This is a genomic window from Oryzibacillus soli, from assembly GCF_051594765.1.
In the GTDB taxonomy this organism is placed as follows: Bacteria; Bacillota; Bacilli; order Paenibacillales; family NBRC-103111; genus Paenibacillus_AR.
In genome coordinates, this window is the sequence record NZ_JBPPGJ010000001.1 from 160,591 (window position 1) to 175,970 (window position 15,380).

The following is a 15,380-nucleotide window of genomic DNA, read 5'->3' on the forward strand; positions in this document are numbered from 1 at the left end:
CAATGGGATTGAACCCCCTTGCCCGGTGATCGGCAATTCAGCCAATGGAATAGGCAATCGGTCCAAAAACTCGGGAGCCGGCCGTTCCCTGGCGGATCAGCGTACCGGAAGCACAAAAAAAGCCACGGGAATCCGGGATCCCATGGCTTCGCTAATTTCGTTATGAACGCTGAATCAGTGTATTCATCCGCAGCTGCCACTCCACGTCCTTCCAGAACGGATGATGCGGTGCGCAATTGGAGCACAGGACCATTCCCCAGAAGCCCAGCTCCATTCCTTTGCGGATGGCGTATTCCGCCACGAATTTGCCGACCGGCCCTTCCTCGAAGCCGGCTTGCAGCGGGGTATATCCCACGTAGCCTTCCCCGACGACAACGGGCACTTGGGCCTGCTGCGCCCACCAAGCCACATCTGCGAACCGCTGGTCCGTCTTCTGCAGCATGGCGAGCTTGTGGGCGCCGTACCGGTCATACAGGAAGTAGTCCCACTTGTCCGGATCGGTCCAATCGTGGAGATAGAAGAGTCTCAGCCCGATCGGGTTGCCCTTCAGCCTCCACTCCTCTCCCGCTGGGAGTTGATAGGATTCGAAGGGCGGGGCCTCCTCCCGAAGCAGGGCTTGGACCCGAGCATTGGGGAACGGCACGGTCTCATCCCAGATGCCCGTCTCATCCATCAGCTCCTGGAGCACCCCATTCAGATACAGGTGGAACTGCCCGACCTGGGTATTGGCGGCGACCAGCTGCTTGGGATAATCGTGGATAAGCACATGGCTGATGGAGATCAGCGTATCGGCATGACGGCTCCGCAGGTATCCCAGCGCCTCTTCGATGTAAGGCCGCATACAGGCCAGGAGCGTCGTCTTGTCTTCGAAGGAGATGCCCTGATCCAGCCCGACCTGCGTCAAGCCGCCGAATTCCAATTCATTATGCAGCTCCGCCAGAGCAATCCGGTCTCCGTAGCCTTCCTCCTTCAGGAAGGTGATGAGCCGGTCCATAGAACGGGCCAAGGCCATGAAGCGGTCAGCGGGCGGAATGGCCGCCAGCTCATCGGCCAGCTCCGGGGTGGCCAGGAAGCTGGGGCTCTGCTGGTATTCCCAGGAGGAGAGAATCACATAGCAGTCATGCTCCTTCGCCTGCCGGAACAGCTCCAGGATATGAGCGTGTCCGTCCAGCTCCGCGCCGCCGGCGCAGTTGTACCAGCGGGTCCGCTTGCCGACCTCGCCCAGATTTCCGAAGTGCAGCCGCCCCTCCCGTTTCCCGTTCGGGCCGAACAGGAAATAAGGCATGGCGCAGATCCGAATCGTATTGTATCCCCGCTCCACCAGCTCGTCGAACCTAGCAGTCAGGTCATGATAGGGCTCACCGGGTTGAGTCATCGTGTACCAGGAGAAATCCCATAAGGAAATCGTCAGCTTGCGTGGGAGATGCGTCGGAAGCATAGTGAGTTTCTTCATCTATAAGTCACCTCAGTAATGGAATGGGTTACAGTCAGCCTCGATGCAGCACAAGCTCAACCACCGCCGCGGCACGGATATGCTGCAATTGTGCGATCTGTTCTTCGGCATGCTCACTCCAGCCGGCCATGGTGGATTGACTGTTGACCGTGCTGCCTTTGCGGATTGGGGAGATGTAGAGATACATGCCTTGGCGGACAAGCCGTTCCCGGTGTGCGCTTAGCCCGATCTCCCAGGTGTTTCCGTTGCTGAAGTTGTCGTTGATGAGGTCTCCATCGATAAAAGCATACCCGATGTCCCCCCGATAATCGACACGCAGCAGCACTTCCTTCCTGCCGTCGAAGGCATCCGGCTCGAAGGTCAGAACGGCCTTATCCTGCTTCACCGGCTTGATTCCGAAGCGGACTTCCTTGCTGGGCAGCCGGAATCGGTAAGCCGTGAACAGTCCGTCGCCGTACCGTTCGAGTAATTCGCCGCCCGCCACGGTGCCGAGTCCCTCCAGATCCGGGAACACACGAAGCGTCACTTCCTCCGCGTCGGTCACCTCCAGCTTCACTTGATCCTCCGTAACAAGCAAGCCGGCATCCGTCAGAAGCACCCGCTCCTCCCCCCAGACCTGGGCCTTCCAGAAGCTCAGGCCCTCCGCGTCGGTGAGCGTGACCACCTGCACCTGCCGGCCGGAAGCCGTTGTCATACGGATCGGAGAGGCTCCTCCCTCTCGGGGACGCACGAGGGTCACGCCGTCCCGCTCGGACACCAGCGCCTCGCCGGCCTCCAGACGGGATACAGTGGCGGAGACGAAGCCGTACTCCGGCGGCATTCCCTTCGGCGACACGAAGAAATAATACGCCGTTCCCTGAAGCTCCAGCCGGGTGACGGGCTGCGCCATCGCATGCTCCAGGAGGATTCCGTCCAGCTCGAGCCGGTACGGCAGCATGGCGAAGCTGTCATGGGCCAGCAGCAATGGTCCTTCGGCCGGGAACCGGATATCTGCCTTCCGAGTCTCAACCGTGACCCCTTCCGCAACGGAGAGATCGCGGGTCTCGGCATGGTCCTGATAGTTGTTCAGGAACAGGAGGCCCGAGCCCTCCGCGGCCCGGACGGCGTAGCGCAGCGTATCCGTATCGTACGGATCCATCTGTGCGGTGTCTCCCGGCAGGATCGTCATGGTCTTGCAGAACCAGTCCTCGAACGTGCGGAAGAACAGATGCTGCAGCCGGGTCCGGTGGTACGATTCCCTCATCTGCCCGAACTCCCCGATGCAGGCGTTGAAGTCGTAGGAGATCTTGGGCGTGGCCAGATCGTTCAGGTATAAGTCCCGGCGGCCGGTGGGGTTGGAGCCCCCTCGGTACATATAATAGCCGATCAGATTGCAGCCCTCCGCCACCTTGATGCCGGTCATGGCCGGTACGCTGACGTACGGGAAGTCGAACCGGTACTTGTAGAAGGGCGTCATGCCGCCGCCCATCTCGCAGCAGGCATACGGGACATCCTCGGGCCAATACCTCGGCTCGAAATTATAGGAGGAAGGTATGGCGTTATTGTGCTTGTCCCGGAAGATGTATTCCGGAGTCGCCGGATGCTCGCCCTTCTCGCCTGGCCGGTCATGCTCATAGTAGATCCAGGGCCAGTGGGAATAGCCCCCCCATAGCGGCAGCATCTCGTCGATCGGGGCATTGGCGCCGCCCCAGGCGGTGCAGGTGTAGAGCGGCGTCTCGATGCCGGCCTGGATCGCCAGCTGCTTCAGCTTGCGCATATGGTCCTCGCCTTCGAGCCCCGTGTTCACCCACTGGTTGCTGATGCCCGTCGTAAGCGCCCACTGGGCGGCGGAGTGTCCGTGCTCGTTCTCGATCTGCGTCCCAATGACGGGACCGCCCTGCCCGAAGAGCAGTCCCTGCACCTGGGCACCGATCTCTTTATAGAGCACCCGCACATAGGCCAAGTACTCCTCATCGTTGGACCGGATTTCGAACGGGCGGCCGAACAGCCAATCCGGCAGCCCGCCGTTGCGGATCTCTCCGTGATCGAAGGGGCCGATGCGGATGATGACGTACAAGCCGTGCCGGCCGCAGAGCTCGATGAAGCCGCGCAGGTTGCGGCGGCCGCTCCAGTCGAACACGCCTTGAACCTCCTCGTGCACATTCCAGAAGATATAGGTGCACACGATGTTGATGCCGCCCATCTTCATCTTGATCAGCTCGTCTTCCCAACGGTCCTCCGGGCAGCGGCAGTAGTGAAACTCCCCGCAGATCCCGAAGAACGGCCGGCCGTTCTTCTCCATGTAATAATTCGTAAAGCCGAAATGCTCGCCCGTTGGATTCCGGCCTTCCATGTAGCCAGGCATGGCTACGATTCTTTTGTGGTCCTCCCGTGCATCGATCCGATAGCCGGCCATACTCCGTAACCCCCTATGGTTAGCACCATTCAATGTGGATTCTTGCTCCTTGGTGGCTGGGCGCAAGCGCCAGCACCTCCTCGAACTCCCGGAGCGCCTCGGCCCCGCGTCCCAAGCCGGCCAGCCCCAGCCCCCGCATATAGCGGCAGTGTATCTGATTCCGCTTGCTCAAGTCATCCTCGAACACGAGGAAATCGGGAAGCGACACGGCGAAATAATCGAAGGCCACCTCGTCGAACATATGCTTCTCGGCATAGTCGACCAGCTTGTTGAAGCGCCGCTTCATCTCCTTCTCGTTGCCCAGCTTCCGCCATGCCAGTCCTTGGTAGAACATCATATCCGGCGGCTGATCATTATAGTACATGGCCCCGGCCGGCTCCTCCAATCCTTGGGAGGCAAGGGCGAAGCAGGCTTGTGCTTCGGCAGCTTCCCCGAGTCCCTCGCGGGCGCATCCCATGTAGTAGTAAATATGGTTTTCCTGCGCGCCGGCCAGCTTGCCTTCACCCAGATTCACCGGATAAATCAATGCCTTCTGCAGGTACGCGACGGCTTCCCGGTATTCCTTCGACGAGAGCCTCCGCTTGGCCAGCTCCACATGGGCCAGGACATACTGTCCCGTTACCTTGCCCTCTCCGCCTTCCCACGGGTGGAAGCATCTCTTCTCCAGGGCTGCGGCGGCTTCCTCGTGCCGGTTCAGGGTGTTCAAGAGCGTCACGTATTCCAGGTACAGATCATCCCGGAGCTCAACCAGCTCCATATGGGACGTAAGGGCATCGATCCGCTTCTCAGCCGGAATCCCCTGTTTTTTGTACAATTGATCCAGCTCGTAAAAGATACGGGCATCGGCGGGATCGGCACCAAAGGCCTTTTCCAAGGCTTCACGCGCTGCTTCCGGGTTGGAGCGTTTGTTATAGTAAGCCAGTGCCAAATTGCGGTGTACGGTCGGGAAGCGATCCTGGAGCTTGGCGGACGTTTCCCAATGACGAATCGCATCCTCCGCCCGCTTCTTATCATACAGCAGATTACCCAGATAGTAATGGGCTCGGTCGTCGGCGGGATTCGCCTGAAGAACGCGTTCCAGCACCTGGAGCTCAAACAGGCTGTTCGGGAAGCAGTAGTCGGGAAGCGCCTGCCGCCCTCCTTCCCGATAAGCCGCCGCTTCCTCGGGCTGGCCGGCAGACTCGTACAAGCAGGAGAGTGTGTAATGGAGCATCGGGTACACCTGCGCCGAAGGGCCAGGCACGATCCTTCGCAGCACGCAGACCGCCTCTCCGAGCAATCCGGCTTCGGCATAATCGGCTGCCAGATTCAAGTGGGTATGGGCCTCATTCCGCATGAGCCTCATCAAGCCGACTAACGCTTCTTCCGACTCCCTCGTCCGGCCGGCTTCGGCCAAGGCCAATGCCCGCTCATTCGCCGAACCGAAGTCACACGGATCCAGCGCCAGCGTTTCGGCCGCATAGGCTAGGGCAGCCTCCGGCCGTCCCAGCTTGCGAAGCAGCGCCGCACGCAGATGCCGGGCCTTGTAATGCCGTGTGTTGCGGATGAGAGAACGGTCCGCCAGCTCCAGCGCCTCCTCGAGATTTCCCTGCCGGCAAGCAATCCGGGCCAGGGCAAAGTACCCCGCATCCTGCCAAGCGGCAGACCAGGTGGATTTGTACAAGGCTGCGAACGCCTCTTGAAGACGGCCTTGGTGCAGCAGTGCCATGCCCAGCCGGTAAAAGGCCTCGCTGTCGTACGGATTGGTGTTCCGCCAGGTCACAGACTTCACGGCAGCCCGGAAATGGGACTCCGCCTGCACGAATTGCCCTCTTCTCAGAAGTAACGCCCCATAAGCAGTGTTGATCCGGATGTCTCCGGGATCCCGCTTCAGACCCTCCAGATAATAATCCTCCGGCTCGAAGGTGGCATGACGGTATTGCTCCAGGTGAAGTCCCGCCAGATACAGCTGCTCGTTCGTTCTCAGCTCCTCCGGCCGGGGGAGCGGCTTGGCCGCCTCGGGCACCTCTTCGAGGCGCGGCTGCTCCGGCCGGTAGGCGATCAGGATTCTTCCGGACGAATCCCGAACGGTGACCTTCAGGTCATGCGGCCGGTCCGCTTCATCCAGAGACACGACGGATCGGAACGTCTCCGCCGGAGAGAGAGTTACCGTCTCCCGGAGATAGGTCCGCTTCGCTCCCTTGAGCTCGACCTCCGCCTGCTCGTATACCCCGGTCGCATAGACCTGGACCGTCGCCTGGCGGGTCGCCTCCTCCACCTCCAGATTCACCGCAGCGTCGATGGAGGCATTTTTGACGACCCCGATATTTTTGTACGGCATGAAGTATTGCTTGAAGGACTTCTCCTCATAGGGCTGCAGCCAGGAAAAATCCGGCTGGTTGTCCGTGTACACCCCGGTCATTAATTCAATATATGGGCCGTCCTCGTCTGTCAGCTGGCGGTCCCAGGCTTGGCCGAATTCGCCGTTGCCCCAGGTCCACTGCTTCTTGCCCGGAGAGACATGGTGGTTGGCCACATGAAGCAGGCCGGCTTGGACTCCATGGTCGTACCCGCCTACGAAATTATAGTCCGACTTGTAAGCCATATAAGAGGTCGGCACGGGGATATTCTTGTAGCGGGAGATGTCCACGCCGTCGGAGTAATCCATCTTGTAATACGTCCCCGTCGCAATCGGGAACCGGGACACGTCCCGCTTGCCATGGTCGAACACCGCCGCCACGTCAGGGGGGAATACGGATTGCGTATGGTCGTTCACGGCAACCGCCGGATTGGCCCACCAGAGGAACGTCTGCGGCTCCGAGGTCCGGTTGTAGAGCTGGGCGTTGATCTCCAGGTAGGCTTTGCCGGGATAGAGGGTGAAACCTGCCGTTACCTTGGTTCCGTACATCCGGTCGATCTCGCTGACCCATACGGTGGCGGAGCCGTCTGCATTCCCCTCATAGGACCATTCCACGGGGCCGAAAGTGTTGGGCCGGTGATGCTGCGGCCAATTGAACTCGATGCCTCCCGAGATCCAAGGCCCCGCAAGCCCGACCAGCGCCGGCTTGATCACCCGGTTGTAATAGACGAAGTCATAGCCGTTCGTCCTATCCAGCGCCCGATAGATCCGGCCGCCCAGCTCCGGCATGATCTCGATCCGGACGTACTCATTCTCGAGAATCACCATCTGATAATCCACGGGCTTCTTCTCATCGTGGATCTTATCGATCACCGGATGGGGATAAACTCGCCCGGAGCTGCCTTGATACACCCGCTTCTCGAGAAACATCGGATTCTTGTCCGGCTGTCCGATACCGTAGGTGGGGATGGATCGCTTCTCCTCCCATACCCGAACGGAGGCCGGCCTCTCTTCATTCTTCTCGCTCACAAGAGCTCACTCCCCTGTCTGGAATACCTTCAGTGTACTCGCGTCAGAGGCCGAATCCAATTGACGATATGCGGAGAATGATGGATAATATTCGTATTTATACGGAAGGGGTGGGCCAACGGGGATGATGACTCACAAGAGGGAGGGATTTCGGGAGCAGCGGCTAATGGTACTCCCGGAATACGTGCAGAAGGAGCTGGCAAGGACCGAGTTGACCCGGCAGCTGTTCGTCAGCGACATCGGCGTATTCCCCCATGCCAGAAACCATTATCGGGAGAGGCCTGAAGGCGCCGATGCCCACATTTTCATCTACTGCATCGAAGGCAGAGGAATCGTGGAGAAGGCTGGGGAAGATCCGCTCGAGCTATCGCCGGGCATCATGGCGGTCATCCCTGCCGGCGTCCCGCACCGTTATTGGGCCTCGGAGGAGGATCCATGGAGTATCTACTGGTTTCATGTGAAGGGAGAGCACGTCGGGGAGTTATGCGTCCACTACGGGCTGGGGCACGACGCCGTCCGGATGCCCCGCACCTTCGTGTCGGAGTTCATCGCCCGCCTGGATCAGACCTTGGCGATCCTGACCGACCGCCCTTATTCCATCCCCTCGCATATCTACGTATCCCAGACACTGCGCTGGTTGATCAGCGGCTTGGGGCGCGAGCTTCTTCATACCCATCAGGACCGGAAGCGGGAGCATCATCTGGAGAATGCAATCCGGTATATGGAAGAGCACATCGCATCCTCCATCCGGCTTCCGGAGCTCGCCGCTTATACCGGCATCTCGAAGCAGCACCTGATCTATCTGTTCAACAAGGAAACCGGCTTTGCTCCCATCGATTATTTCCTTCGGATGAAGATGCAGCACGCCGCCAACATGCTGGATCTGACCGGCTTAACCGTGAAGGAGATTGCCGCTTCCATCGGCATGGAGGATCCCTATTACTTCTCCCGGATGTTCAAGAAGCTGATGGGCCACGCCCCAACGGACTACCGCAGAATTCCCAAGGGATAGGGAGTATCCGGTTGATTGAACAAACTATAGGTGCAGGGGATGAATGAAAGCTGTTCCAGCCTTCGTCACTTTATTCCGGAACTCCTTCGGAGAGCATTGGTTGTATTTGTAGAACATCTTATAGAAGTTCGCCATATTCGGCATGCCAACCAGAGAAGCCGTCTCCAGGACGGAGATATCCCGGGTTAATAAGAGCCGCTCCGCATTGGCGATTTTTTGGGAATGGACATATTCGAGAAACGTTCGGCCCATCATCTTCTTGAAGTACTTGCCGAAGTAGAAATAATCCAGATTCATGATCTTGGCCGCTTCCTTCATCTCCACCCTGCCGTTGACATTCCTCTCGATGTAGTTCAGGACAGGCACCAGCTTCGATAGCTCCCGGTCCTGGCTGGCGTCCGGCAGGAAGCCGCTGTCGTTACGTAGAAGCGCCAGTATGATTCGGTAGATCAGGCTATGGATGGCGATCTCATGGCCTCTTTGCTTAGCGGCATATTCCATAGCAATATCCTTCACATAGGAAAAAACCTGCTGCTTGATGTCGGGATGCTCCGCAAAGATGGAGTTAAGTCTGCTATATAAGCGCCCGGCCTCCGTTAAATATTTCATGTACGGAATCATGTCCTGGCCAAGAAACCGGAACATATCGAACTGCAGCACCACATACTCCATATCCCCCTCATCCTTGAAGGAATGATGCGGCTCGAAGGAGCCGATAATCGCAACGTCTCCGGCGGACAGTCTGAACCCCCGGTCCTTGGTATAGATGCTGAACTCTCCCCTGACGATGGCAATCATCTCCAGCTCGTGATGGTAATGCCAGGGTCCCGCAACCCGTTCCTTCCGGGATTCATGCAAGACCCGGACAGGCTGCAGGGGGTTCTCATAGACGATTTGCTCGCTCCGTTGATGGGCCATCGTGATCACCTGCGCCGTTACTTTTTGCCCTGCGCCTGTTGGGTGGGACCATAATTGGCGGCGCCGGTGAAATGAACGTCCTCCGCGGACGGATAATATTTCGGTATGCGCCCGTCCCGCTGGTACAGCCTCAAGTGCTCTCCGCGGGGAAGCATATCGACGACATCACAGCCTCTCCAGGATACCGAATATTCCTCCCCCCTCACCGTTTCCTTCACCACTGCCGTCTCTAGAGGATGCTCCAACTCCACCCGGTCTCCGGCCGCTACGCTGCGGAATACCGCCAGATTACCCTCCCTGGAGAAGGCGCAGGCCTTTCCATTGATCCTCCCGATGAGCTCCTGGCCCATCCAGTCGTACACCCTTATCGCAACATCACATCGCCGCTTGGGCGTAACGGCGATAGAGCCTGTTTCGGGATAATTCATGCTCACCGAGGCTTCCTCCGTTTCCTTATCAACGGGGATTTGGACGAGAACCGTTCCACCTCGGTATTCCACCGACCGGTTCCATACGATTTCCAGTGCCACCGGAGCCATGCCGACGCAGCAGCCTGCAATGGAGCGGAACTTGGACAACGATATGGAATTGACCAGGGAGCCTCCGGTGAAGCCTCCGATCATTCTCTTGTCAATCTCCCTGTAGGTAATCCCCTCCCCATCGGGCCGGGTATTGTCCGTTACGACATAAGAGGACACCTTCACTTGATTCTCCACCAGCTGGTTCCGAGCAAACAGGGTCAAATCCTTCCAGTATTCCTCATACCCGGCCAGAATCAATTCATTGGCGCATTCGATCATATCCTTGATGCAGCAGGTCTCACAGTGCTCCTCATGCTGCGGATGCCACTGAGCATATTCGGGTACCCATCCGAAGGAGGAGGACAGGGAACGGATATAGTCGTAGATCCCCTTCCCTGCGGCAATGTACCGCTGGGTACCGGTGACTCGGCCAAGCCGGACCAGTCCGGAGGCAACCCAGCCGGCCGAATGAACATGGCCGAAAAACTCCATTTTGTAATTGAAATAACGCGAGGGTCCCAAGAGATGATTGGCAAGGCCCACCGCCAAATCAAGCGCAACCTCGTCTCCGGCAAGTTCATACCGGCGCACCAGAGAGTGAAGCACAATGGCATTGCGGATCCCCTGTTCCCCCCGCCCGGTGTGCCTGGACAGATCAAATCCGCCGTCCTTCAGATACACATCATTGGGGAATTCGTATACCGGCTCCTTCTCCTCATAATCCCCGGACCAAAAGGTTCTGACCTTCCTTTCGATGACGAGAGAGCGCAGCCCTCTTACAAGCTCAGAGGCCCGCTTCTCCGCCTCCTGATCCCCGGGATGGTTCTCCAGCATCCGGTTCAGCGCCGGAAGAATATAGCCCATTTCGTGAAAGGAGCTGTGATTCGTATGGGTCCAGGGGTACGGCTCATGAAAGCGCAGCCCGTGCTCTCCCCAAGACTTCATGATATGGTGGTAAAAGGATTGCTGAACCGCGGCGCCTTCATCCGTCTTCAGCATTTTCCGGACGGCATCGATGGCTTCATACCAGGAGCCAACCAGCTCCGCATCGTCGACCCGGCAGTGGGCTGCTTCGGCCGGCTTCTTGTGCGGCAGCACCAGCCAATACGGAAGGTTGTCCTCCTTCTCATCCACCATGGATGTCAGATACCCCAGCACAAGTCTCGCATTCGTTAAGGGCTCAAATTTGTCATAGGTCGGATTTGACATGTCTCTCTTCCCTCCAAGGTTCCTTCAGATTCCTATTACCGATCATACCGTTGAGAGCCCCTGGAGTGTAACGAACCTTTTGGTGAGGTTTATATGCTTTTTGGTCTTTCCACATTCCGTGTATCCAGATGGATATAACGCGCGAGGATGGCGGACACTTCCGCCCGGGAGACAACACGGGAGGGCTCCAGAAGATTCCCCGGCTTGCCGTTCAGGATCCCCGCTTCCACCGCCCAGCCCATGGCTTCCCTTGCCCAGGCGGAAATATCGCCGCTGTCCGTGAAGCTCTTGCCGCTGCCGTTCGCTGCGGGCTTCCCGGCGTACCGGTGCAGGAGCGTGATCAGCTCCTCCCGGGTGATGGCAGCCTCCGGGGCGTTGCCGTCGCTGATTCCCGCATCCACTGCCCACTCTTGCGCCTTGCTGTACCAGGGGTCGCCGCCTTCGTTCTCCAATCCGTCCAGCCGGGCCATCACGGTGAAGAGCATGGCGCGGCTCATGGTAGCTTCGGGGGCGAAGCCTCCCCGCTCCGTTCCCAGGAACAGTTCGCGGCTTGCGGTGAAGGCGATCGCCTCGGCGGCCCAATGATCGTCAGGCACATCGCTGAAGGTGACCTTATGGTCCATCAGCTTCACCGTCATATCGCCCTTGGCCAGGATGCTCAAGCCATTCTCTGTGCGAACGGAGGTCCGAATAATACTCCGGGAGCCGTCTTTCCTGACCATATAGGCTACAGTGGAGAGCGAGACATTCTTGGCGGGAATCGTAACCCGTGCTTGTGCTGTGCCTTGGGGCAGATGGATGCCGGCCGTTACTTCCCCCTGGGACGTCGTGCTGGTCTCCACTTGGACTCCATTGCGTTCCTTCGTGACGACTTTGCGGTCGCCGTTCGGCCAGACGGTGGTTTCCGTCACCATTCCGGTTGTCGGTTCAGTGACGCTGGTCGTTGTACCGCCGTCCCCGTTCTTGGCTCCAGCAGCCGGCGTGGTTGGGACAACGGGTCCGCTGCCGCCGCTTGGGGTATCGCCACCGCTTCCCGTGCTGTCGTTAGGTTGCGTATAAGCCGTAATGGTCTGCTCCACATGCGGACTTGCTTGATGCGTATCCGTCGCGCGGTATCGAACCCAATACGTTCCCGGCGGTAATGGGTCGATGGTCTCCCCTTCCACACTCAACCAGGTGCTCCCCTTGTCGGAGGACCATTCCATCCATGCGTTCACACCGGTAAGTCGTCCGTCGTTGGCCCCAACCGCCGTCTCATTCACGTGCCCAAGCCCCTCGGGGGCAGCCTTCGGTCCTCCGATCACCATGGCCTTGAAATCATCGAAGTCCATGGAGGCGTTGGCGTAGCCGTCGATGCCGAACCGCTGGCCGACCAGCTTGTCGCCGCCTGTGTGGCGGAAGTTGTAATCAACGGCCACCGGAACATCGTCTATATAGACGGTGTACGTTTTGGCATCCCAATTTGCCACCATTTTGATGTTGTACCATGTATTGGTTGTATAGTTCTGGACCTTAACCTTATTGGACGCCCCATTCTGCACGACTACTTTTCCCGAATCAAAAGCCGTGACCATGGAATAATTGTTCGTCCCGCTGTCATTTCTCATCATGGCGCCATTGGCGTACTGGAAGCTGCTGTTCAATCTGGCGCGATATTCGATAACGATGCGCTGGTCTGCCCCAGCCTTTACCTCGCCTGCATAGGGCAGGAGCAGATTGGCCTTGCCCGAAGTGGCGGTTGTGGTCAGCCGCAGGAATGGGTTCCCGTTCTCTTCCTGCACGGTGGCAGTAGCGCCATTGGTCAGATCCTCGGTCGTAAAGCCATAAGGATACTTGCCAACCGTATCGCCGGAGAAATCCCGGAAAGCGTTATAGATGACGCCGTCCTGCACACTGCGAAGCGAACTTAATAGAGCGGCTTCCGCTTGAGCAAGCCGATCCCGTGCTTCGTCAAACTGTTCCTTGGTCAGGTCCGCGTTGACGGCCATCTGCTCCGCCTTGTTCACCTCGGCCACGAAGGCATCATACTTGGCTGGACTATAATTGCCCAACCCATCGCCCAAGGGATAGGAGAAATTGGCCAGCTTGCTGCGGAGCTGATTCACCACTTCGTCCAGGCCCCATCCCGGAATGACTTCTACGGCCATCGTGGAAGGAAGCTCATGGCCACCGACCTTCAAGGTGACAGGCACCTGAACCGTGCCAAGCGAGTTGAAGTCCACTCCCTCCGACTCCCAATTGACGACATCGGCCTTCATGGACACGTTATGGTAGACCACGTCCACTACGCTGGGCCGTTTGGGCGTTACACCGGAAGGCGTCCTCCCTGCCGAAACCACCTGAACCGCATCGGAAGCGTCAACGACCTTCAATTGGCGGGCCGCTTTCTTGCCGCCATACTCAGCTGTAATAAGAGCGGTTCCCGGCTTCACCGCATATACCGATTGAGTGACCGAATCAATCCCTGCCACCCCGGGGTCGCTGCTGCTATACTGTACACCGGTTGTCACATTCTGCACTTCATAGTTGGTATAGCGTGCCGTTACCTGCAAGGGCCGGCTGCTCTGCCCGCTGGCCAGAATGCTGTCCAATCCGCTCATAGCTACAGATTGGACGGATTTAGGCTCTGCAGCAACGGTTACGGTGGCCGTTGTCGTTTTCCCGTTGTAGGTGGCGGTGATGGTGGCGGTGCCCGCCCCAATAGCCTTCACCTTAGCCCCTCCGTCCATTACGGCGACCTTCGTGTCGGAAGAAGTGAATACCGCTCCTGCGTCGACAGCGGTGTGGACAGTGCCCGTTACCGAATACAACGATAGGCTGAGGGTCTCTCCCAAACCAAGCGTATATCCGGGTGATTCGAATATAATTTCGGAGGTATCCAGCTTGAATAGATCCATGCTGTCAATCTCGCCAAGGTTGTTCCCCTTCGAGAAGCGAAGGATATTGTCGCCTTCCTTGAGATAGACCTTTGCTGTAGAGGCTCCCCAACGGTTCGAGCCGGAATAGACGATGTTCAGATTGGCGCCGGGGCTGCCGTTGACCGACAAGATATGGGAGGCATCGGCTGCATTGGGCGAGCCGTTGGCATTGCGCACCGACAGCATATAAAATCCGGCCTCCGGCACGTGTACGGTAAACTGCGCATAATCATCGGCGTTCTTGATGTTGGCAATCTTCATCCCGCCTGAAGCGGTGTCCTCCCGCCGGACGGCCGGGGAAGATTCACCGCTAGGATCCTTCACCAGCAGCGCTTGCTCCGCCTCACAGCGTATGCGAACCGGCTCGCCCGAGGGCTTGGCAATGGGCTTGTTCGGATCGACAGGCTCGCCAAGGTTCGGCGTATGGTCTGCGTTCCAGGTGAATTTCTGCGTGTGGACTTTGCGGGTCCATCCGGATCCCGGCCAACGGGCGGCATGGTAGACGATCCAGTCCTCCGCACCGTCAGGAGACGTGACGATGCTGTGATGACCCGGTCCGTAGACGCCGTTGGCGCTGGAGAAGATCGGCATATCGTGCTTCACCCAGGAGGCGGGATTCATCAGGTCGTCGCCGATCTTGGCCGTGATGAGCCCGAGGCAGTAGCTGTCCGTCCAGCTTCCGTTAGCGGAATAGATCAGGTTGATGGTGTCGCCCTTAATCAGAATCTCGGGGCCTTCGTTGATCCTGCCCGGAGACGATTCCCACTCATGGACCGGCGTCGAGATCAGCACTCGTTCCGAGCTGATGGTGCGCGGATCGCTCATCCGGGCGATATATAAATTTTGGAAGCTGCCATCCGTTTCCTCCCAGCCGGACCAGATGAAATAATGCTGCTCATTGACCGTCAGCACGGTACCGTCGATCGCCCAGCGGTCGGTGGCATCGGTAATCTTGCCTTTGAACTCCCAAGTTCCCGTCATCGGATTCGCACTGGCGTTCTCCAGCACGTACATCCGGTGGTTGGCGTTGGTTCCGTTGTCCGCTGCGAAGTAGATATACCACTTGTACGTGCCGTCGGTATCCTTAAGATAGTGCATTTCAGGCGCCCATACGTTGGAGCTGTACATGGTCCCCTTCACCGGTACCCAAGCTAAGCTTCTCTCGCCTGCATCTATGCCGGAGATGGTCTTCGCTTTGCGGATCATAATACCGCTGGCGTTGACGAATACATTGTAATAATAGCCGTCCGTGTGCTTGTATACCCAAGGGTCGGCTCCTGACTGCATGATCACATTGTAGAAATCCGACACATTCTTCCCCCCTTGCATCAACGCTGAATTCTGCGCACCTGGCGCGGGCTCTGCCGCCGAGACTGCTCCACTCCATTGCGGCAGCATCAGCAGCACCGCGAGAACAAGCAGCAGATACCTGTAGCCTTTCTTGACCATTTGCAATCCTCCCCGGAATCGTATCATCATGTGCGTCACACCCTAGACCTACGGCTCGAATTAAACCGCTTTCAACCTTTTCATCCCCTTGTTGATTGGATTTGCCTAGCAATGTCCACATTCTACCTTCCAAGGCCC

7 protein-coding genes are annotated in these 15,380 nt (G+C 58.2%); 1 reads left to right on the top strand and 6 read right to left on the bottom strand.

Going from position 1 to position 15,380, the window contains the following annotated elements:
* Positions 1–160: 160 nt before the first annotated feature.
* From ACSEXW_RS00550 to ACSEXW_RS00560, 3 genes are read right to left on the bottom strand one after another with little or no spacing between them, the layout of a single operon-like run.
* Positions 161–1,453 carry a cellulase-like family protein gene (locus tag ACSEXW_RS00550; RefSeq protein WP_438444136.1) on the bottom strand — a complete coding sequence of 431 codons (1,293 nt, stop codon included), beginning with the start codon at positions 1,451–1,453 and terminating at the stop codon, positions 161–163.
* Positions 1,454–1,487: 34 nt separating this feature from the next.
* Positions 1,488–3,848 (bottom strand): beta-galactosidase, encoded by a 2,361-nt coding sequence (locus tag ACSEXW_RS00555; RefSeq protein ID WP_438444137.1) that lies wholly within the window; start codon positions 3,846–3,848, stop codon positions 1,488–1,490.
* A 19-nt stretch (positions 3,849–3,867) separates the two neighbouring features.
* Positions 3,868–7,215 (bottom strand): DUF5107 domain-containing protein, encoded by a 3,348-nt coding sequence (locus ACSEXW_RS00560; protein WP_438444138.1) that lies wholly within the window; start codon positions 7,213–7,215, stop codon positions 3,868–3,870.
* 166 nt (positions 7,216–7,381) lie between these two features.
* Between ACSEXW_RS00560 and ACSEXW_RS00565 the strand changes: the two genes are divergently transcribed.
* The gene (locus ACSEXW_RS00565; RefSeq protein WP_438444139.1) at positions 7,382–8,227 is read left to right on the top strand and encodes a helix-turn-helix domain-containing protein; all 846 of its coding nucleotides are present in this window, start codon (positions 7,382–7,384) and stop codon (positions 8,225–8,227) included.
* A 24-nt stretch (positions 8,228–8,251) separates the two neighbouring features.
* Here the strand turns inward: ACSEXW_RS00565 and ACSEXW_RS00570 are convergent, their stop codons facing one another.
* From ACSEXW_RS00570 to ACSEXW_RS00580, 3 genes are all read right to left on the bottom strand, one after another.
* Positions 8,252–9,145: a helix-turn-helix domain-containing protein gene (locus tag ACSEXW_RS00570; protein WP_438444140.1), complete on the bottom strand. Its 894-nt coding sequence runs from the start codon at positions 9,143–9,145 to the stop codon at positions 8,252–8,254.
* Positions 9,146–9,162: 17 nt separating this feature from the next.
* Entirely contained in the window at positions 9,163–10,875 is a 1,713-nt protein-coding gene (locus ACSEXW_RS00575) for a glycoside hydrolase family protein (RefSeq protein WP_438444141.1), read from the bottom strand.
* Positions 10,876–10,964: 89 nt separating this feature from the next.
* Positions 10,965–15,242 carry a family 43 glycosylhydrolase gene (locus tag ACSEXW_RS00580; RefSeq protein ID WP_438444142.1) on the bottom strand — a complete coding sequence of 1,426 codons (4,278 nt, stop codon included), beginning with the start codon at positions 15,240–15,242 and terminating at the stop codon, positions 10,965–10,967.
* Between the last annotated feature and the right edge of the window lie 138 nt (positions 15,243–15,380).